Origin of the sequence: Myxococcus sp. CA033, assembly GCF_013336625.1 — a bacterium.
GTDB classification, from domain to species: Bacteria; Myxococcota; Myxococcia; order Myxococcales; family Myxococcaceae; genus Myxococcus; species Myxococcus llanfairpwllgwyngyllgogerychwyrndrobwllllantysiliogogogochensis.
The window spans coordinates 24,005-42,979 of record NZ_JABUMU010000014.1 but is presented as its reverse complement, the minus strand read 5'-3'; the positions used below and the strand labels follow the sequence as shown (position 1 = coordinate 42,979).

General features: G+C 69.0%; 17 protein-coding genes. 9 read left to right on the top strand and 8 right to left on the bottom strand.

Annotated features, from left to right (window positions below; all coding sequences use genetic code 11):
• Window positions 1-9: 9 nt before the first annotated feature.
• On the top strand, window positions 10-1,413 hold the full coding sequence (locus HUA78_RS27945) for a family 2B encapsulin nanocompartment shell protein (RefSeq protein ID WP_174477530.1): 1,404 nt from the start codon (window positions 10-12) through the stop codon (window positions 1,411-1,413).
• A 443-nt stretch (window positions 1,414-1,856) separates the two neighbouring features.
• Window positions 1,857-3,572, top strand: coding sequence for an alpha/beta fold hydrolase (locus tag HUA78_RS27940; RefSeq protein ID WP_174477529.1), 1,716 nt, complete (start codon window positions 1,857-1,859; stop codon window positions 3,570-3,572).
• An 81-nt stretch (window positions 3,573-3,653) separates the two neighbouring features.
• Here the strand turns inward: HUA78_RS27940 and HUA78_RS27935 are convergent, their stop codons facing one another.
• The 3 genes from HUA78_RS27935 to HUA78_RS45980 all read right to left on the bottom strand — a co-directional run bounded on the left by HUA78_RS27935 (window position 3,654) and on the right by HUA78_RS45980 (window position 5,339).
• The gene (locus HUA78_RS27935; protein ID WP_174464018.1) at window positions 3,654-4,538 is read right to left on the bottom strand and encodes an SRPBCC domain-containing protein; all 885 of its coding nucleotides are present in this window, start codon (window positions 4,536-4,538) and stop codon (window positions 3,654-3,656) included.
• Window positions 4,535-4,969, bottom strand: coding sequence for a helix-turn-helix transcriptional regulator (locus tag HUA78_RS27930; protein ID WP_174464017.1), 435 nt, complete (start codon window positions 4,967-4,969; stop codon window positions 4,535-4,537). Before HUA78_RS27930 ends, HUA78_RS27935 begins: the two co-directional genes overlap by 4 nt.
• A gap of 136 nt (window positions 4,970-5,105) precedes the next feature.
• Window positions 5,106-5,339: a hypothetical protein gene (locus HUA78_RS45980; RefSeq protein ID WP_217442620.1), complete on the bottom strand. Its 234-nt coding sequence runs from the start codon at window positions 5,337-5,339 to the stop codon at window positions 5,106-5,108.
• A 296-nt stretch (window positions 5,340-5,635) separates the two neighbouring features.
• On the opposite strand from HUA78_RS45980, the gene HUA78_RS27920 reads away from it, so the two are divergent.
• Window positions 5,636-6,565 carry a VCBS repeat-containing protein gene (locus tag HUA78_RS27920; protein ID WP_174477528.1) on the top strand — a complete coding sequence of 310 codons (930 nt, stop codon included), beginning with the start codon at window positions 5,636-5,638 and terminating at the stop codon, window positions 6,563-6,565.
• A 143-nt stretch (window positions 6,566-6,708) separates the two neighbouring features.
• Here HUA78_RS27920 and HUA78_RS27915 read toward each other — a convergent pair whose 3' ends face one another.
• From HUA78_RS27915 to HUA78_RS27905, 3 genes are read right to left on the bottom strand one after another with little or no spacing between them, the layout of a single operon-like run.
• Entirely contained in the window at window positions 6,709-8,421 is a 1,713-nt protein-coding gene (locus HUA78_RS27915; RefSeq protein WP_174477527.1) for a sodium:solute symporter, read from the bottom strand.
• Window positions 8,418-8,576: a hypothetical protein gene (locus HUA78_RS27910; RefSeq protein WP_174457688.1), complete on the bottom strand. Its 159-nt coding sequence runs from the start codon at window positions 8,574-8,576 to the stop codon at window positions 8,418-8,420. Before HUA78_RS27910 ends, HUA78_RS27915 begins: the two co-directional genes overlap by 4 nt.
• An 8-nt stretch (window positions 8,577-8,584) precedes the next feature.
• Complete coding sequence (locus tag HUA78_RS27905; RefSeq protein WP_174464494.1) at window positions 8,585-11,071, bottom strand: PIG-L family deacetylase; 2,487 nt, start codon at window positions 11,069-11,071, stop codon at window positions 8,585-8,587.
• Window positions 11,072-11,215: 144 nt separating this feature from the next.
• Between HUA78_RS27905 and bshC the strand changes: the two genes are divergently transcribed.
• The 3 genes from bshC to bshA are packed head-to-tail and all read left to right on the top strand — an operon-like array spanning window position 11,216 to window position 14,804.
• The gene (gene bshC / locus HUA78_RS27900; protein WP_174477526.1) at window positions 11,216-12,841 is read left to right on the top strand and encodes a bacillithiol biosynthesis cysteine-adding enzyme BshC; all 1,626 of its coding nucleotides are present in this window, start codon (window positions 11,216-11,218) and stop codon (window positions 12,839-12,841) included.
• Window positions 12,838-13,644 (top strand): bacillithiol biosynthesis deacetylase BshB1, encoded by an 807-nt coding sequence (gene bshB1 / locus HUA78_RS27895; protein WP_174457717.1) that lies wholly within the window; start codon window positions 12,838-12,840, stop codon window positions 13,642-13,644. Before bshC ends, bshB1 begins: the two co-directional genes overlap by 4 nt.
• The gene (bshA, locus tag HUA78_RS27890; RefSeq protein ID WP_174477525.1) at window positions 13,641-14,804 is read left to right on the top strand and encodes an N-acetyl-alpha-D-glucosaminyl L-malate synthase BshA; all 1,164 of its coding nucleotides are present in this window, start codon (window positions 13,641-13,643) and stop codon (window positions 14,802-14,804) included. Before bshB1 ends, bshA begins: the two co-directional genes overlap by 4 nt.
• A 25-nt stretch (window positions 14,805-14,829) precedes the next feature.
• Here bshA and HUA78_RS27885 read toward each other — a convergent pair whose 3' ends face one another.
• Window positions 14,830-15,675 (bottom strand): DUF2911 domain-containing protein, encoded by an 846-nt coding sequence (locus HUA78_RS27885; RefSeq protein ID WP_174457719.1) that lies wholly within the window; start codon window positions 15,673-15,675, stop codon window positions 14,830-14,832.
• Between the two features lie 170 nt (window positions 15,676-15,845).
• Here HUA78_RS27885 and HUA78_RS27880 point away from each other — a divergent pair, with 170 nt between their 5' ends.
• The 3 genes from HUA78_RS27880 (at window position 15,846) to HUA78_RS27870 (ending at window position 18,236) form a co-directional block, all read left to right on the top strand.
• Window positions 15,846-17,135 carry an AAA family ATPase gene (locus HUA78_RS27880; RefSeq protein ID WP_174477524.1) on the top strand — a complete coding sequence of 430 codons (1,290 nt, stop codon included), beginning with the start codon at window positions 15,846-15,848 and terminating at the stop codon, window positions 17,133-17,135.
• Window positions 17,136-17,305: 170 nt separating this feature from the next.
• On the top strand, window positions 17,306-18,025 hold the full coding sequence (locus HUA78_RS27875; RefSeq protein ID WP_174477523.1) for a DUF1775 domain-containing protein: 720 nt from the start codon (window positions 17,306-17,308) through the stop codon (window positions 18,023-18,025).
• A gap of 16 nt (window positions 18,026-18,041) precedes the next feature.
• Window positions 18,042-18,236 (top strand): hypothetical protein, encoded by a 195-nt coding sequence (locus HUA78_RS27870; protein ID WP_141641419.1) that lies wholly within the window; start codon window positions 18,042-18,044, stop codon window positions 18,234-18,236.
• Between the two features lie 79 nt (window positions 18,237-18,315).
• Here HUA78_RS27870 and HUA78_RS27865 read toward each other — a convergent pair whose 3' ends face one another.
• A complete protein-coding gene (locus HUA78_RS27865; protein ID WP_174477522.1) occupies window positions 18,316-18,975 on the bottom strand; it encodes an SCO family protein in 660 nt (219 codons plus the stop codon).

The window sequence follows — 18,975 nt, the reverse complement described above, 5'->3', positions numbered from 1 at the left end:
CCCGACGCCATGACGAACCCAAACAATCCAGGCGGCGGAATGGACTCGCAGTTGACGAGCTTGAGCACGGCGGGTGCTCGGCAGCTCGCGACGACGACCAAGACCGTACCGCAGATGCAGGGCATCACCCCCCGGTGGCTGTTGCGCATGCTGCCGTGGGTGGAGGTGACGGGCGGCACGTACCGCGTCAACCGTCGCCTGAGCTATTCGGTGGGAGACGACCGGCTCAACTTCGGCAACGTGGGCGCCCGGGTGGAAGTGCCCGCCCAGGAGCTGCACAAGCTGCCGCTGCTGCGCGGCTTCGAGGGTGACAGCGCGGTGTTCCAGGCCCTGGCGAGCCGCTTCGTCCAGAAGGAGTACAAGGCCGGCGAGTCCATCGTCGAGGCGGGGACTCCCGCCGAGCACGTGTTCCTCCTGGCCCACGGCAAAGCAAAGAAGCTGGGCAAGGGCAAGTACGGGGACGAGCTGGTGCTGGACGTGCTCGCGGACGGCGACCACTTCGGTGACCAGGCGGTGGTGGAGTCGAACGACCAGTGGGGCTTCAGCGTCAAGGCGACCACGGCCTGCACGGTGCTGGCGCTGCCGCAGCAGGTGTTCGAGGACCTCATCAAGCAGTCCCCTGCCCTGCAGGCACACGTCGCGCGGTACAAGGAGCGCCTGAAGAAGCCCCAGGACAAGATGGGGCAGGCGGCGATTCCGATGGCCGCGGGTCACTCCGGTGAGCCGTCACTGCACGGTGGCTACGTGGACTACGAGCTGGCTCCGCGCGAGTACGAGCTGAGCGTGGCGCAGACGGTGCTCCGCGTGCACACCCGTGTCGCGGACCTGTTCAACGGGCCGATGAACCAGACGGAGCAGCAGCTCCGGCTGACGATTGAGGCGCTGAAGGAGCGCAAGGAGCACGAGCTCATCAACAACCGTGACTTCGGTCTGCTCCACAACGCGGACCTGAAGCAGCGCATCCACACGCGCTCCGGCCCTCCGACGCCGGACGACATGGACGAGCTGCTCAGCCGGCGCCGCAAGTCGCGCTTCTTCCTGGCGCACCCGCGCACCATCGCCGCGTTTGGCCGGGAGTGCACCCGTCGCGGGCTGTACCCGACGGTGGTGGACGTGCAGGGCACCAAGGCGATGGCGTGGCGCGGCGTTCCCATCCTGCCGTGCGACAAGATTCCCATCACCGAGCAGCGCACCAGCTCCATCATCGTGATGCGCACCGGTGAGTCGGACCAGGGCGTCATCGGCCTGCACCGCACGGGGCTCCAGGACGAAGTCGAGCCGGGCCTGTCCGTGCGCCGCATGGACATCAGCGAGAAGGCCATCTCGTCCTATCTCGTCAGCACCTACTTCTCCGCGGCGCTCCTGATTCCGGATGCGCTCGGAGTGCTCGAGAACGTCGAGCTGGGCGGCTGAGGTTTCGCCACGGGAGCGGGCTCGCAGGTGGAGCCCGCTCTCGGCAACACGGGGCGTGTCCGGAGTGTCCCGGGATGGGTCCAGGCAGACCAGGAGCCGGCCTGTCCCGAGTCATGGCTGTCCATTCCGGGCTGACGTGTCACGCGGCTTCGCTGACGTGTCCGTGACGCGTCCGTTTTGACTGTCTTCGATTGTTGGCGTGAGGAACATCGCTCCGCCCTGCTCTTGGACAAGTCCATCCCTGTCACGGGTCCAGCGCTTGCAGATCACCGCCCCGCGTGCGGCGTGGCCCTGGCTCGCCGCCGCAGGGAGAGTGACTCCATGACGCAGCCCCACTTCATTCCGCTTCACACCGCCACGCACGCGCTGGCGCGCTCTGTGAGGCGGCTTTGCCGTCGCCATTATTCCGAGGACCTTCGCACCTCCACCCCGGAGGCGACGCGATGAGCCCCGCACATGGCCCACGTGGAGTCCTCCTCGCCGCGCTCCTGCTCGTGGGCACGACGGCCTCGGCGCAGGTGACCTTCGACTGTCAGACGATTCAAGAGCGCGCTCCCGCCACCGGCCTCGGCGCCAATCCGAAGGCCGTGGCCTCCGTGCCGCTCGCCAGACAGCAACAGGGCTACGTCCGCGTGGGCGGAGGGTGCGAGGTGTCGCGCTTCGGCTACGACTCCGCGCACGCCGAGGTCATGGTGCAGAACGCTCCCGACGGGGACTTCGGCTGGCGGTGCAAGGGCGCCGACCCCGCGCTCGTCATCAATCCCGCGTGGGCCAAGGCCTCCGTCACCTTCTGCAAGGCCAGCGCGCCCAACGTCAGCAGCCTGCGCTTGCAGTGCAAGACGCTCAGCTCGAAGACGGGCCCCTCGCGCAACCCGCTCGCGGAGGTGTCCCTCACCCCGCAGCTCGCCACCGAGGGTTATGTCGTCGTCTCCGGCGGCTGTGACTCCTCCCACGCGCTGAACGGCTCCATCCACGCGGAGAACGTCGTCGTCTCCAAGCCCACGGCGAACGGCAAGGGCTGGCGCTGTCAGGCCGCGGACCCGCCGAACCATCCACAGGACGCCACCGTCACCGCGTCACTCGTCGCGTGTCAGCTCGCGGTGGACCCCGCGCAGGCGGCCCTCCTCATCCCGAAGCCCGCGCTGCGCTGCGCGGTGAGCCAGGGCGTGAAGACCACGGGCATGGCCTATCCCCGAGCCCTCGCCGCCGCCACGGGCAAGGTCATCAGTGGTGGCTGCGACCTCTCCTATGCCGGCAATGGCTCCGTGCATGCACAGTTCATGGTGCAGCACGGTCCCCAGGCGGACGGCGCCTGGTCCTGCTGGGGCGCGGACCCGCCGCTCATCAGCAACCCGGGCAGCGCACAGGCCAGCGTGCTGAGCTGCGGCATCACCACCGTCCCCGCCACCACACCGCTTCCCGCGCCGACGCCGACTCCCTCGCCCACTCCGACGGCGCGCAAGAATCCGGTCGTCATCGTCGGCGGCACCCTGGCGAGCGAAATCCTGTACTGGACGCTGGAGAGCCGTTTGGACAGGGATGGCTACCAGCGCTTCTTCTTCGAGCTGCCCAGCGGCGGCTTGATTGACCTGCACGAGAGCGCGCGACAGCTCAAGTTCAAGGTGGCGGACGTGCTGCTCCAGACGGGCGCGAGCAAGGTCCATCTGATTGGCCACAGCCAGGGTGGCGCGGTGGCCCGCGCGTACGTGCGTGACTTCGGCAATGCGTCGGTGGAGAGCATCATCAGCCTGGGCACGCCCCACAAGGGCACCGACGACGACCCGCTGCTCGCCCTGGTGGCGCGCCTGTTGTTCAACTGCACCGGCACCGCGGCGGACCCGCTGCCCTGCAAGCAGATGAAGGCGGGCTCGGCGTTCATCGCGGAGATCAACACGCGCCCGCCGAACGACCCCGTCTACTACACCAACATCAACACCCTGCATGACGTGTTCACCAAGGCGAACTCGAACGGGAAGATGGACAACTGTGACCGGGCGAGCCCTTCGGGCGAGGCGCTGCAGTGCAACGTGACGGTGCAGGACTTCTGCAAGGACAACCTCGTCGAACACGTGGGGCTCGCGTCGAACGGGGTCGTCTACAGCGGCATCCGGCAGGCGCTGGAGCATCGGAAGATAGCGCTCAACTGCACGGAGCTCTGAGGCCCGCTGTCTTCCATCCATCCGCCGCCCGCCCGTGGGAGGTGCCCGCGCGCGGGCGGCGTTCGAGGTTCGCCGACGGACTCAGCTCGCGTCGGTGGCCACCTTGCCGAGGTGGCGCAGGAACCCGGCCCAGCCCTGCTGGTAGTCGCTGCGGTCGACCGGCAGCTCGAAGCGGTCGTGGATGACGGTGACGCGCGTGTGGCGCCCTTCCGCGAGGGGCTCCAGGAGCCACGTCACGCGCGTCATCGGCTTGTCCGGCTCACCCCGCCAGTCGGTCCAATCGGTGACCAGGCGCTCGTTCTCGACCTTCTCGAGGATGCGGGTGGGGCCGCCCGCCACGGACCTGCCCTCGCAGGTGTAGTTCCATCCGTAGGAAATCTCACCGCGCTCCGCGTCGACGCGGGCGGCGCCAAAGAGCCAGCGGTTCATCAGCTCGGGGACGAGCAGGGCTCGGTACACCTTCGCGGGCGGCGCGGCGATTTCAATCGACGCGCGCACCTCGGGGGTATTGCTGCTGAAGTCGGGCAGCGTGAGCTGGATGCCCTCGCGAAGGTGGTCCTTGAGGTTCCCGGTGTGGATGCGCCACAAGTCGTCAATCACGTGACGCGGCTGGCGAAACGGCAGCTGCCCTCGCACGGCGTGGCGAATCACCAGTGAACACGCGTCCGGGCCCTCCCCTGACTGGAGCGTGTAGTTCACCTCGGTCGGGACGCCTTGAATCGTCCAGCTGAACCTGAGCTCGCGGCCGGGCTCGAGCGCCGTCAGGACCTGGTCGCGGCCAGGCTCGCGGGGCGCGCCGAGGGTGGCCTTGCCCCAGAAGCGGTAGGCCCCACCGACGCGCGGCTCGACCTCGGCGTGCTCGGCGAACCAGTGACGAAGCTCGGCCGGGTCGGTCAGTGCGCGGTAGACCCGCTCGGGTGGAGCCGGCAGCTTGAAGGTGAACTCGTGCTCGAACGACGGGCTCATCGGGGTCTCCTCTTCGGGGAACGTGGGGCGCGACGCACCGGGACCTGGGGTGGGCCTGGAGCGTCGTCGTCGGGCATCGACTCGATGAATTGCTTCAGGTCATGGAGCCGCGCGGGCCAGAACACGCGGTAGTCATCGAGCCAATCGCTGATGAGCCGCAGGCGCAGCGGCTCCAGCGTGTAGACGCGCTCGCGTCCCCGGCGCTCCTCGCGGACCATCTCCGCCTGGCGCAGCACGCGCAGGTGGCGCGACACCGCGGGCCGGGTCATCGCGAAGCCCGTGGCGAGGCTCCCCGCGGTCGCTTCGGAGCCCCGCAGGCGGGCCAGCAGCGCCCGCCGGGTGCTGTCGGCGAGCGCGAAGAACACCGCGTCGAGCGTCGTGGACGGCCCCGAAGACGTGGGCAGGTGGGCGTGGGCGGAGCGAGGACTCATATGTCAACGACTCGTTACATATCAGCGCACGCGAAATCGCGGCAAGCAGATTCGAAACGAAGACGTTACGCGTCGTTCGTTCCCCCAAGCGGGGCCACTCGCGGGCGGCGTTCAAGAGTCGTGGACGGCCCCTGCGTCAGGGAAGACAGGTCGTCGTCAGGAGCTTGAGGGGAGCACTTCCGTCCTGGCTCACCATCAGCTCGAGTCTGTCATCGGCGTTGAATTTCCCCGCGACGAGCCCCCTGGGCATCGCCTCCAGGACGACGTCTTGCCTCTCCGCGAGCGAGCCATCGCCCAGACCCATCAACAGGCTGACCCTGTTCGCGGCCGGAATCGTCGCGGCGACATCCAGCTGTGACGTCGGCGACATGCAAGGTGTGCAAGGGAGTACGCAGTGCCGACACATTTCACGGCGGTAACGCAACCGCGAGGAGTTCTCCCGGCGATGGCGACTGACGCATTGAGACACTCCAAACTACAACGGCAGGTATGTGCATGTATTGGCTTCGCGTCAGGAGCATGGGACAAGATGCGCGCCATGACTTCACCCACCGTGCATTCCGCTCAGCGCATCGCCGACCACGCCGGCGGCGCTCAGCATTACCGAGGCCGTGGCCGTGTAGTCACGCCGTTTCCGAAGAGCAGTCACCCGTGGGGGAGCTGAACATGAAGAAGACCGTGCTGACGTTGTGTCTTGCTGGAGGTGTCCTGGGCTGTGGCGCCCCGGAGGGAACGCTCGACGAAGGCGTCGCGCCGGAGGGCACCCAGTCCCAGGCCATCCTCGGCGATGTCGTGAGCTTCAATGGCGACCCGAACTCCGACCTGCTGTGGAGGAACCAGTCCACGGGCAACATGCTCACCTGGATCATGGCCGGCCCCTCCCTGGCCGCCACGGCGGTGATGCCCGCCGTGTCGCCGTCGCTCGTGGTTCAGGCCGCCTCCGATTTCGGCGGACCGACGTCGGACCCGGACCTCGTCTTCCACACGCCCGCGTCGGCCGGCACGGCCATCCGCTTCCTCAACAGCTCCTTCAGCGTGCTCGGCATGGCACCCATCTCGGGCGTCCTCCCGTCGTCGAGCTGGTACGTCGCCGCGTCCGGAGACTTCAACATGGACGGGCAGACGGACCTGGTGCTGCACAACCGCTCCACGGGGCAGTTCTTCTACCAGTACATGTCCGGGCCCACGCCCATCGGCATCTCCACGCCGCTTCCTCGCGCGCTCCCCTGGTACATCGTGGGCGCGGCGGACTTCGACGGAGATGGGAGGACGGACCTGCTCTGGCGCCACCGCACCTCGGGCCAGAATGACATCTGGCGAATGAACAACACCGCCATCATCGGCTCCTTTCCCCTGCCCGTCATGTCCCTGGCCTTCTATGTCGGCGCCACCGCGGACTACACGCGCGATGGAATCCCAGACATCGCCTGGCACAACCCGAGCTCGGGGCAGGTCGTCATCTGGCGGATGGCGGGGATGAGCCTGGGCACGTCCATGACCGTGGGCAGCATGGGCTCGGGCTGCCCGCCGTGGTTCTCACAGGTCACCCCGCCCCCCTCGTCGGGAACCTGCATGTACCTCGTGGGTCCTCGCTAGCCCGGGCGTCGGCGCGCAGGGGCCTCGCTCGGACGTCCCGCGCGAGGCGCCTCCACCAGTTGGGCCCCACTCCGGGCCTCGTCGACGACGCCGGAGAGGTCATCGCTCCAGGGCGGGCCCCTCATGGGGCCCAAGCCCGCGCCCTACACCTCCGCGGCCGGCGCGACCTGCGGCTCGCGAGGCATGACGACCTGGAGCGCCAGGCTCAACGCGACGACGAGCACACAGCCGATGACGTTGAACCAGAGGTAGCCGATGTCGCTGTGCATGAAGAGGCCAATCACCGTGGCCTGGGAGATGACGGCCGCGGTGAAGACCGCGTGTCCCCGCACGTGCTTGAGGAAGAAGGCGACCAGGAAGATGCCCAGCACCGTGCCGTAGAAGATGGAGCCCAGGATGTTCACCGCCTGGATGAGGTTGTCGAGCAGCGACGCGAAGCTCGCGAAGCCCACGGCCACCAGGCCCCAGAACACGGTGAACAGCTTGGAGGCGATGAGGACGTGCCGGTCCGACGCCTCCGGGCGGAACACGCGCCGGTAGAAGTCCACCGTCGTGGTGGCCCCCAGCGCGTTCAGCTCACTGGCGATGGAGCTCATGGCCGCTGACAGGATGACGGCGATGAGCAGCCCGAACAGCCCGCTGGGCAGCCAGCGCTTCACGAAGCTGATGAAGATGTAGTCGGAGTCCTTGGTCTCCGCGCCGGGCAGCGCGCGCGACACCAGGGCCTTGGCCTCCTTGCGAACCGCGCTGGCCTCGCCCGAGGAAGCGCGCAGGGCCTCCCGGACTCCCGCCTGCGTGGCGGCATCACCCGCGTCACCCGCCGCGAGGTAGCGCTCCACCTCCGCGCGCTTGCTGGACTGCACCTGCTCCCACTTCGCCTCCAGCGCCGCGTACTCCCCCGCCTGCGTCGTCGCGCGCATGCGCTCGCCCAGCGTGTCGTTGAAGAGCAGGGGCGGCGTGCTGAACTGGTAGAAGACGAAGACGAGGATGCCGACGAAGAGGATGAGGAACTGCATCGGCAGCTTGAGGACGCCGTTGAACAGCAGTCCCAGCCGGCTCTCGGAGATGGAGCGCCCCGTCAGGTAGCGGCCCACCTGCGACTGGTCCGTGCCGAAGTACGACAGCGCCAGGAAGAAGCCACCGGTGATGCCGGACCAGAAGTTGTAGCGGTCCTGGACGTTGAAGTCGAAGCTCACCACGTTCATCCGGCCGAACGCGCCCGCGACGTCCACGGCGTCGCCGAACGACACGTGCTTGGGCAGCCGCCAGAGGATGACCAGCGCGGCCACCACCATGCCGCCCATCATCACCACCATCTGCTGCTTCTGCGTCTGGCTGACGGCGCTGGAGCCGCCCGTCACCGTGTAGAGGATGACCAGCGCGCCCATCGCGACGACGGTGGGCTCCAGCGGCCAGCCGAGGATGGTGGAGAGGATGATGGCCGGGGCATAGATGGTGATGCCCGCGGCGAGGCCCCGCTGCACCAGGAACAGGAAGGCACCCAACAGGCGCGTCTTCAAGTCGAAGCGAGATTCCAGATACTGGTACGCGGTGATGACGTTCAGCCGGTAGTAGATGGGAACGAAGACCGCGCTGATGAGAATCATCGCGAACGGCAGTCCGAAGTAGAACTGCACGAAGCGCATGCCGTCTTCGTACGCTTGGCCCGGAACGGAGAGGAAGGTGATGGCGCTGGCCTGCGTGGCCATCACCGCGAGACCAATCGTGGGCCACTTCAGCTCGCGCGCGCCGCGCAGGTAGTCCTCGGTGTTCTTCGCGCCCCGGGACTTCCACATCCCCCAGATGACGATGAACGCCGTCGTTCCGACGAGCACCACCCAATCAAGCAAGGTCACGAGTACACCCAGGTGAGCAGCGACGACAGCGCGAGGAACAGGACGAAGGCGCCGAACACCAGCAGATAGACGTTGCGCCACGAGCCCAGGAGCGGCGGCGCGTCATCCAGCTCCGGCCTCTTTTCGGGCGGTGTCTGGGAGGGAGACGGATTCACGGGGGAGCTCATTGCGCGAGGACGTTCGCCAGGAGGCGGTAGGCGCCGGGGACTCCGGCGGGAAGCTGACGGAAGAAGGCCAGGCCCGTGTAGACGAACACGCCCTTGCCATGACGGGTGATGAGCAGCGAGCCGCGCAGGGGCGCTTCGCCCGCGTCGTTCAGTTCGAACACGGGGCGGTAGTGGTCATCCCACTTCGACGCGAAGTAGAGGCCGCGCTCCTGGACCCAGCCGTCGAAGTCCGCGGCCGTGAGCCGGTTGGGTGCGCGCAACAGCGGCTCGTCCTTGGACACGGGCATCATCACCGCCGTCTCGTCCGTCACGCGCTCGCGGCCAATCTCCAGCGGGTACGGCCCGACGAAGGCGGCCAGCGGGCCCACGCGGCTGTTGGTGTTGTACTGCACCACCAGTCGTCCGCCCTGCTTCACGTAGTCGAGCAGCCGCTCACGGTGCACGGCGAGGCGGGGGTTCGCGTTGAACGCGCGCACACCGACGAGGATGGCGTCGAAGCGCTCCAGCTTCTCGGAAGCCAGCCGCTCCTCGGGGAGCACCGTCACCTCGTACCCCACCGCCGCCAGACTCTCCGCCACGCGGTCACCAGGCCCGGGGATGTAGCCCAGGCGCTTCACCTTCGTCGCGAGCGCGAAGGGAATCAGCGTCGCCTCGGAGGGCTGGCGGACCGCCAGGGGCGGCAGGTGCTCGTGGGCCACGTTGCGCACGCGCCATGACTCCGCGCGGCCTCCGCTGTCCACGACGACGCGCAGGCGCGCCTTCTCGGTGGCGCCCTTGGGCGGCGTCACCCGGAACTGGACCGTGCGCTCGTCACCGCGCGAGGTGAGCTGGAACGCATGCTCCACCGGCTCCGAGCGCCAGCCCTGGGGCAGCTCCAGGCGCACCTTGCCCGAGGCCTCCGCGCGCCCCGCGCCCAGCACCACGGAGATGGCCTGCGCCGCGCCGTTGGGGAACATCACCCGGTCGCGCTCCAGCGTCGCGGTGACGGCGGGCACCACCTCGAACGCGCGGTACAGCTCGCCGCGCACCGGGTCCGTCCACACATGCACCACCGGCCGCGTCACGGTGATGCGCCGGCCGCCGACCTCGTACACAAACGTCACCGCCAGCGAGGGGCCGCCCTCGGGCAACCCCGTCAGCGCGCGGTCCGAGTCCTCGAGCGTGAAGAGTCCTCCAGAGATGGGCTTGCGCAGCCAGTACGGCGTGGTGACGGCCGCGTCCTCCGGCAGCGTCACCTTCTTCTCCAGCTTGAAGGGCGTGTGCTCCGCGAGCGCCGCATTCACGGGCACGCTCTCTCCGCCCGGCAGCGTTACGCTCACGAGTCGAAGCGCGGCGGGCGAGCGGTTCAGCGCGAACAGGCTCAGCGTCACCGGAGCGCCCGGCACACCGGCGGCCTCCGGAGCGCGTGCCTCCAGGAACAACCCCGCGCACGCGGCGATGAGAGCCTCCGTCTCGCGCAGCTTGAGCGCCTTCCACGGATGGTCATCAGGCAGCGCGGACAATGCCTCATGCACGCGCAAGAGCGCGGGCACGGTGCGGGAAGGAGCACGCGCATCGAAGCCCTTCACCGCGTCATCCACCGCGCGGGCCACGGCCTCCGTGCCCTTCCATCGGCGCCAGGACAGGTCCAGGCCCTCGAACACGTCCGCCTTCGGACGCGTGCCGTCGAGCGGCGTGAAGTACTCCAGCAGCGGACCGCGCTCGGCCGGGACACCGAAGCCCTGGCTCTTGTGCTGGCTGCGGCTCTCCGCGGAGATTTCTCCCCAGGAGCGACCGAGCAGCGCGTCGTACCCGCCCACGTCCACCTTGAGATAGCCGGACATGTCCGCGTCGGGCTTGAGGCTCCACGTCGAGACGTTGTTCAGCAGCCGGTCCGCCTTCCACGGCTTCACCAGGTCCAGTTGCTCGGGGAAGCGCTTGGGGTCGGCGGCGGCGGTGAAGGCCTCGGCGGCGAGCAGCGCGGACGCGGTGTGGTGTCCGTGGTTGGGAGGCTTCGTGTTGAAGCGCGTGACGATGAGGTCCGGCTGGAAGCGACGGATGGCGAGCACCACGTCGGCCAGCACCGCGTCGTGTCCCCAGATGCGCAGCGCCTCGTCGGCGGACTTCGTGTAGCCGAAGTCCCTCGCGCGGGTGAAGTACTGCTCGGCGCCGTCCACGCGGCGCGCGGCCAGCAGCTCGTACGTGCGGATGAGCCCAAGCAGTTCGTCCTGCTCGGTGCCGATGAGGTTCTGTCCGCCGTCGCCACGCGTGAGCGACAGGTAGCCCGCGCGCAGTCCGCGTTCACCGACCAGCCAGGCGAGAAAGCGCGTGTTCTCGTCGTCCGGGTGGGCCGCGACGTAGAGCACGCTGCCCGTCACACCGAGCCGTCGGAGTCCCGCAGCGATTTCCCCCGCGTGGGGTTGCCGAGGTGCCTGGGCGAAGGCCGAAGTCCCAATTCCAAGACTCATGGCCAGCGTCATGCCAAAGAAGAGCAGGGTTCGCATCCGCGGCGGACCCTACAACAAGGTCTCCACCCACGCGCGCCTGACCTTCATCACCATGACGCGTCCAGCCACGGCCTCACATCGCGTGCGCGTCACGGTCCTTCTCCGTGCCGGCAAGGGAATGACCTGTTATCACCGCGCACCGTGACGCCTTCCTTTCCCACCGCGTGGCTCAAGGGAGACCCACGCGCGCTCGCCTTCCTGCCCGACCGCTTCCGCCATCGCGCCGCGCGCGCGGAGGCCGCGGCCGCATCCGCCTTGCGCCCCATGTCGTCGGCCCTGCTCGACGTCGTGGTCGCCCAGAACGCACGCCTCGCGCCGAGCCCCGCGCGAGAGCGACATCTGGAGGAGCTTGCCCGCCCTAGCACCATCGCCGTGGTGACGGGCCAGCAGATGGGGTTGTTCCTCGGCCCGCTCTTCACGCTCTACAAGGCCGCCGCCGCAATCACCGCCGCGCGCGCGCTTCGGGAAGAAACCGGGCGGCCCTGTGTTCCCGTCTTCTGGCTTCAAACCGAGGACCACGACCTGCCGGAAGTGGACCACTGCTTCGTCGCGAGCCCCCGGGGCTCCGCGAAGCGCGTGGCGTTGGACGTGCCCGAGGCCGCCGCCTCGCGTGCGCCGGTCGCCCACCGCAAGCTCGGCGCGGGTGTCACCCAGGCCCTCGAGGCGCTGCGCGGAGAGCTGGGTGGAGAGCCCCAGGCATCCGAGCACCTGGAGCTGCTCGCGCGCGCCTACCAGCCCGACGCGACGCTCGCGGAGGCGTTCACCCAGGTGCTCGCCGTCCTCTTCGCGGACGAGGGCCTGGTCTTCATCGACCCGAGGGACGCCCGCCTCGCGCCCTTCGCCGCGCCCATCCACCGGCTCGCGATTCAGGACGCCGCCGCCATCTCCACCGCGCTCTCGCGTCGCGTGGAGGCGCTGACGCAGGCGGGCTTCTCCGAGCAGGTCCACATCCGGCCCGGCTCGCCGCTCGGCTTCTACTCACCTGACGGCATCGAGGGCGCGCGCTACCGGCTGGACCCCGCGGGCGCTGACACCTGGAGCCTGGTGGGCCATCCGCGTGGCGCCACCGTGACGACGGGGGAGTTGATGGACTGGCTGGAGCGCGAGCCGCTGCGCTTCACCACCTCCGCGCTCTTGCGTCCGCTCCTCCAGGACACGTGGCTGCCCACGGCGGCCTATGTCGGTGGCCCCGGCGAGGTCTCCTACTTCGCGCAGCTCTCACCGCTCTACGAGCACGCGGGACGGCCCATGCCGCTCGTGGTGCCGCGCGCCCGCTTCCGCGTGCTGGACGACCGCGCCCGCAGACTTCTCCACAAGTTGGGCCTCACGCCGGACGAGGTGGGCGAGCCCCGCGACGCGCTGCTGACGAGGCTCGCCACACGCGACGCGGCGGAGCCCTACGAGCCCGCGGGCACGCTGGAGGCGCGGCTCTTCGGTGCCTTCGCCTCGGAGCTGGACCGACTGGGCGAGTCGATGCTCAAGCTGGACCCTCAGCTGCTCGACGCGCTCAAGCGCACGCGGGGCACCGTGCGCGCCGCCGTGTCCCGCCTCGCGGCCCGCTATGGTCGGGCGCTCGCGCTGCGCGACGAGGTCACCACCGAGCGCGTGGACCGGCTGCGCGCCATGCTCGTCCCGGACGGGGCTCCGCAGGAGCGCATCCACGGCATGGCCTACTACGCCTGTCGCTTCGGCTCCCGGGCCTTCACCCGCCAGGTGCTCGACGCGTGTGTCCCCTTCTCCGGTGACCTGCGGGACCTGACGCCATGAGCACGAGCGGCGCGACGTATGGGCTGGAGGCCCTCGCCTTCGGTCCGCATCCCGACGACGTGGAGCTGTTCTGCGGCGGGCTGATGGCGAAGCTTTCGAGCCTGGGCCACCGCACCGGCATCATCGACTTGTCTCGCGGCGAGAAGAGTTCTCGCGGGACGCTGGAGAGCCGGGCCGCGGAGACAGAGGCCGCCTCGCGCGTGCTGGGCCTGTCCGTGCGGGAGAACCTGGGCCTTCCCGATGGCTGGCTCAGCCCGTGGGCTGGCTTCGAGGCCCCTGAGTCCGAGCGCATCCGCGAGTCCGCCGTGGCCCGCGTGGTGGAAGCGCTGCGCCGCCTGCGGCCGGAGCTGGTCATCGTCCCGTGGGAGGAGGAGCGCCACCCGGACCACGAGGCCGCCAGCGCGCTGGTGACTCGCGCGCTGTTCTTCGCCGGCGTGCGCAAGTTCGAGACCGAGCCGCCCGGCGCCCCGTTCACCCCTCGGCAGGTGCTCTACTACCCCCTGCGCCACCTGGCGGAGCCAAGCTTCGTCGTGGATGTGTCCGCCGTCTATGCGAGCAAGACAGCGGCCGTACGCTGCTACGCGAGTCAGGTGGAACCCCGCCCTGACGCGCCCGCCACGCTGGTGGGCTCGCCGCTGTCGCTCTCCTCACTGGAGGCGCGGGACAGGTTCTATGGCGCCCAGGTGGGTGTCGCCCACGGCGAGCCGTATGTCGTCCGGGAGACGTTGGGGCTCATCGACCCGGTGGAACACTTCCGCCGGAATAGCTTCGAGAAGCCCCTGTTCTTCCCTCACCGCCGATGAGTCCTCCCCTCTCCATCGCCATCACCTGCTTTTCGACCTTCGGGGGCAGCGGCATGGTCGCCACCGGCATCGGCCTGGGCATGGCCGAGCGAGGTCACCGCGTCCACTTCATCGCCCGGGAGCCGCCCGCGCGGCTGGACAGCCTGCCCCGGGGCGTGACGTTCCACGAGGTGACGGAGAGCGACTACCCCGCGCTCCAGCGCTCCGGCACGTACCCCATCGCGCTGGCCTCCAAGATGATTGAGGTGGCCAACACGGAGCGGCTGGACGTGCTGCACGTCCACTACGCGGTGCCGCATGCCACGGCGGCGTGGATGGCGCGCGAGGTGCTGGGAGAGCGGGCGCCGCGCATCGTCACCACCCTGCACGGGACGGACACCACGCTGGTGGGCGTGCATCCCAGCTACCTGCCGATGACGCGCTTCTCCATCCTGCGCAGCGACGCGGTGACGACGCCGTCCGCCTTCCTCCGCGACGCGACGTGGAGCGGCTTCGGGCTGCCGGAGAGCTTCCCCATCGAGGTCATCGCCAACTTCGTGGACACGGAGCGCTATGCCCCCTCGCGGGAGCGCGCGCACCTGCGAGCCCTCTTCCCGGACCTGGGCGAGCACGAGCCCGTCCTCATCCACGTCTCCAACTTCCGTCCCGTCAAGCGCATCACCGACGTGGTGGCCGTCTTCGCGGAGGTCCACCGCCAGTTGCCCTGTCGGTTGGTGATGGTGGGTGACGGACCGGAGCGCGCCCCGGCGGAGCGGATGCTGCGCGAGTTGGGCCTCGCCCATCGCGTGGCCTTCCCGGGCAAGCAGGACCGCTTCATGGAAGTGCTCGCCGCGTCCGACGTCTTCCTGCTCCCCAGCGAACAGGAGAGCTTCGGCCTCGCCGCGCTGGAGGCGCTCAGCTGCGGCGTCCCCGTGGTCGCGAGCGACGTTGGAGGAATTCCAGAAGTCGTCCGCCATGGCGACACGGGGTTCCTGGCTCCGCTGGGCGATGTGCGCGCCATGGCGGGCCACGTGCTCGGCCTGCTGCGTGACGCGGCGCGCTGGAAGGAGTTCTCCGTCCGAGCGCGTGCCGACGTCGTCGAGCGCTTCAGGATGAAGCCGGCCATCGACCGGTATGAGGCGCTCTACCGCCGGCTCGTGAGCGGAGCCCCCCGACGCTGAAGGGGCCCCACTCGCGCCGGGACGACTACTTGTTCTTCCAGTCCGCCAGGGCCTTGGAGACCTGGTTCTTGTAGAAGAAGTTCGGGTCCTTCTCGCCCAGGTCCCACGAAATCTGGGCGGCCTTGCGGGCCTCGGCGAACTTGCCGCTGCGCGCGAGGATGTCCGCGCGAATCCACTGGTTGTACCAGTTGGAGTCGAGGGCCACGGACGCGTCCGCGAGCTTCAGCGCCGCGACGTAGTCCTTGGTCGAGTCCGCCACGTAGCGCGCCGCCTGGGCCTGCTCGCTCGCGCTCGTCTGCCCCGCCTTCTCGATGTTGGCCTTGGCCAGCGTGGCCGTGTCCACCTTGATGGGGACGGAGACGCGCAGCTTCTCCCACTCGAGGTCCAGCGAGGTGCTGTCCTCGGTGGTGTTGCTGAAGACGTACGTCAGCCGCTCACGGCTGGGAATGGCCGCGGTCGTCGCGGCGACGGTGGCCACGTCGTTGGCGGGCGAGTACTGCGCCGCCGAGGAGAACAGCCCCAGCTCCTTGTTCAGCATCACCTTCCAGCCCTTCTGCGAGGGCAGGGTGACGATGGAGTAGGTGCCGGCGGGGACGGCCTTGCCGCCGAACGTCACGTCGTGGCTGAAGGTGATTTTCGTGGCCGAGTTGGCACCCGAGCGCCAGGGCTTGTCCCAGGGAACGAGGTCACCCCAGACCTTCCGGCCCTTCACACCCGGGCTGGAATAGTCGATGGAAACCGAGGTGACACCCACGTCCTGCGCCACCTTGGCGGAGGGGCTGGGAGCGGGCAGCTCGAGTTGGGCGGAGGCGGGCGCGGCGACCAACACCACGAGCGCGGAGAGCAGACATCCGAGGGCAACGTTCTTCATCGTCCTCACATCATCCTTTCTGAACAGAACCTGAGGGGTGCGAAGGCGGGCGGAGTGTATAGACGAGCCCCCCGCTCACCAAACGATTCGGGCGAGCCACCAGACACTCCAGTGACCGAGGTATTCCCGTCGTACCCCGGGAAGACGAAGCTGCCGGGCGAGGATTCCGCATGAAGCTGACCCGGCTCACCGTCCACCACTTCCGGAGCGTGGCTCCCGGCACCGAGCTGACGCCCGGCCCGGCACTCAACCTGGTGCTCGGCGAGAATGGGACCGGGCGGACGACGCTGCTGGAGCTGGTCTCCATCGTCCTCGCCTCCGACTTCGCCAGCCTCATCCATGAGCGCTTCGCGTTGGAGTACGAGCTCGCCTTCCCCGGCATGAAGCTGCACGTCTACGCGCGCAACGACATGCGCGTGCCCGAGCGCACGGAGCCCACCGCGCGGCAGGGCGCGGGGCTGTTGCCCCTGCGTACGCCCACGACCGACTCCGGGCTCCAGCCACTCATCGAGGTGGAGCTACTCCTGTCCTCGCCCTCGGCGCGGCTGGTGATGCGCGCGGACGCGGAGGGCATCGACTGCAAGGTGGACGGCGTGGCCGCGTGGACGCGCACCATGCACTGGTCGCTCCTGGACCGCTCGGTGTGGACGCTGCTGTTCATGACGGCGCAGTACATCGACGCGGGCATGAAGGAGCGTCTCAAGGAGCTCTTGAGGCGGACCTTCCTGCTGGCGCCGCAGCGCTTCGATGAAGCGCTCGGGATGTTCGAGCGCCTGGGCACCATCCGCTACGCCATGGAGGCGCGCGACGGAGAGGTGTTTCCGCTGGGCCTGATGGCCCTGCCCGGCTGGATGCCCGGGTGGCTGAAGGAGCGCGTGGAGCAGGAGCCGCTCCTCGATGCCCTGGAGCTTCGCCACGACGCGCTGGAGCGCTCCTTCCTCTCGCGCTTCGTGAGCCTGGCGGGCCTGGAGTCGGGACGGCTGCGCGTGGAGGTGCTGGAGAAGCGCTCGTTCGACAACGGAGGGCGCGTGGGGTTCGGCGGCTTCGCGTTCCACTTCGTCCGACGCGACGGGCGCGAGCTGCCGCAGGCGGAGCTGGGCTTCGGCCAGAAGCGGCTGCTGTCGCTCTTGTACTACCTGGACGTCAACGAGGACTTCGCCATCCTGGACGAGCCCGCCAATGGCTTGCACCCGCGCTGGGTGGAGGCGGGCCTGCGCGAGCTGGGCGGACGGCAGGTCTTCCTCGCCACGCAGAGCCCGCTGCCGCTGGAGCATCCCGTGTTCGCCTCCGAGGAGGAGCTGCGCGCGGCGCTCATCCACTGCGCACCGGTGCTGCACGAGGGCCGCGAGCACATGGGCTGGGCACATCCGACGCGACAGCTCACCGCGAAGCTCTTCGACGCCCACCGCAGCGGCGCGCGGCCCCTGGGGGCCCTGCTGAGGGAACACGCCGTGTGGTGAACGATGGGGTGCGGCGAATTGTCGCGGCCCACCCTCCGGCTTCCGGATGATTGTCTGGCGCAAGTGATGGGCCTGCCCTGTCGTGCTGCGGCAAATGGCCGCATCGGTGCGCTCGAAGCGGTCTGCTACGCCGAGGTGCTGGCGCAGTCATTCCTTCCTGGAGGCCCCGCTTGAAGCCCTCTCTCAAGACGTTGCTCGCATTCTCGAGCCTGCTGGTCGGCACCGCCGCCCACGCCCACATCGCCGTCTCCGGCACCGGTCCCGCAATCGCTGGCACGTCCTACGAGGCGCAGTTCACCGTGGGGCACGGGTGCAGCGGCGCGGACACCTACCGCATCAAGGTCGCCATCCCCGCGGGCGTCACCTCCGTGCGGCCCCTGGACTCCACCTTCGGCAAGGCCGTGGTGGAGAAGGACGCGAACAACAACGTGACGTCCGTCACGTGGACGCGGGGCTCCACGGCCGAGGTGCTGCCCGCCGACACGCATGCGCACCGGCTGGTACTGCGCGCCCGCATGCCGGATGCGCCCTTCACCACCGTGTACTTCCCCACCACGCAGACGTGCCGGGATGCCCAGGGCGCCGAGACGATTGTGGAGTGGGTGGGCACGTCGGGGGGGCATGACCACGGGGGTGACGCCGGCACCACGCCGCAGGCGGAGCCCGCGCCCTCGCTCTTCGTCTACCCCAAGCGCACGCCGGGCTGGAACAAGTACACCGTGGAGGAGCACGTGCACGACTTCACGGTGTTCAGCGATGCGCAGATTGTCTGGGCAGGCAATCGAGCGTTCAGTCCCAACCCCGTGACGAAGGGCCTCATCGAGTCCGACACGGACACGGACGAACTGACGGAGATTCATCCGGGCACGGAAATCTGGGTCAAGTACTGAGGCGGGAGGACACACCATGACTCGCCATCTGCTTGCATTGGCTGCCGCGTGCGCGCTCTGCGCGTGCTCGGACAGCGGCTCGAAGACGCCCTCGGCCATCACGCCGGATTCAGGAGTGCTGCCCACGCAGGGCCTGACGCAGCCCACGGGCCTGGAGCGGCCTCCCACGGGCCCGGGACTGCCCGCGGACCTCAAGCCCCCGGGCCGCTGAGCACACGACATCCTTCTCCGGGCTCGTGGTGCGGAGCCGAGCCCGGACAGGTGACCCATCTCCCCGCGGCGGGTCTTCATCAATCCGCCGCGTGCACCAGCGCCTCCAGGTCGCGCTGAAGCGACTCCAGCCCGTCGGAGTCATCCACCACGCGGTAGTACCCACGAATGCGCCCGTCCGCGTCCACGAGGACGAAGTGCTCGCCGTGGAAGATGCTGAGGAAGTCGTCGTCACCCGCGTCCGAGTCCCGCCCCATCATCACGCGGAAGCCCTCCAGCACCGTGGCCTCCACGTCCTCCAAGGGCCCCGTCAGCAGGGACCAGTTGCTCGTGTCCAGATGCCGTGTGTTCGCATACGCGGCGAGCCGCTCCGGTGTGTCGTAGCGCGGGTCCACGCTGAACGAGACGAAGCGCACCGACGACAGCCCCGCCTCGCGCGCCTGACGCTGGAGGCGGGCCATCTTCGCCGTGAGCAGCGGACACACCGTGGGGCAGCGCGTGAAGATGAAGTCCGCGACGACGACCGCACCGCGCAGGTCCGCGTCGGAAAACGGGCGTCCCGTCTGGTCCGTCAGGCGAAAGGTCGGCAGGGCCCCGAACCCGGGCAGCCCCCGCGCCCGCAGTCGAGCGCGTGACTCGCGCAGCAACGGGAGCGCGAGCGCCGCGACGAGCGCCAGCACTCCCACGACGAGCAACCCCACCCAGCGACGACGGCGGTGTTCCAAGACAGGCGCGGCCAT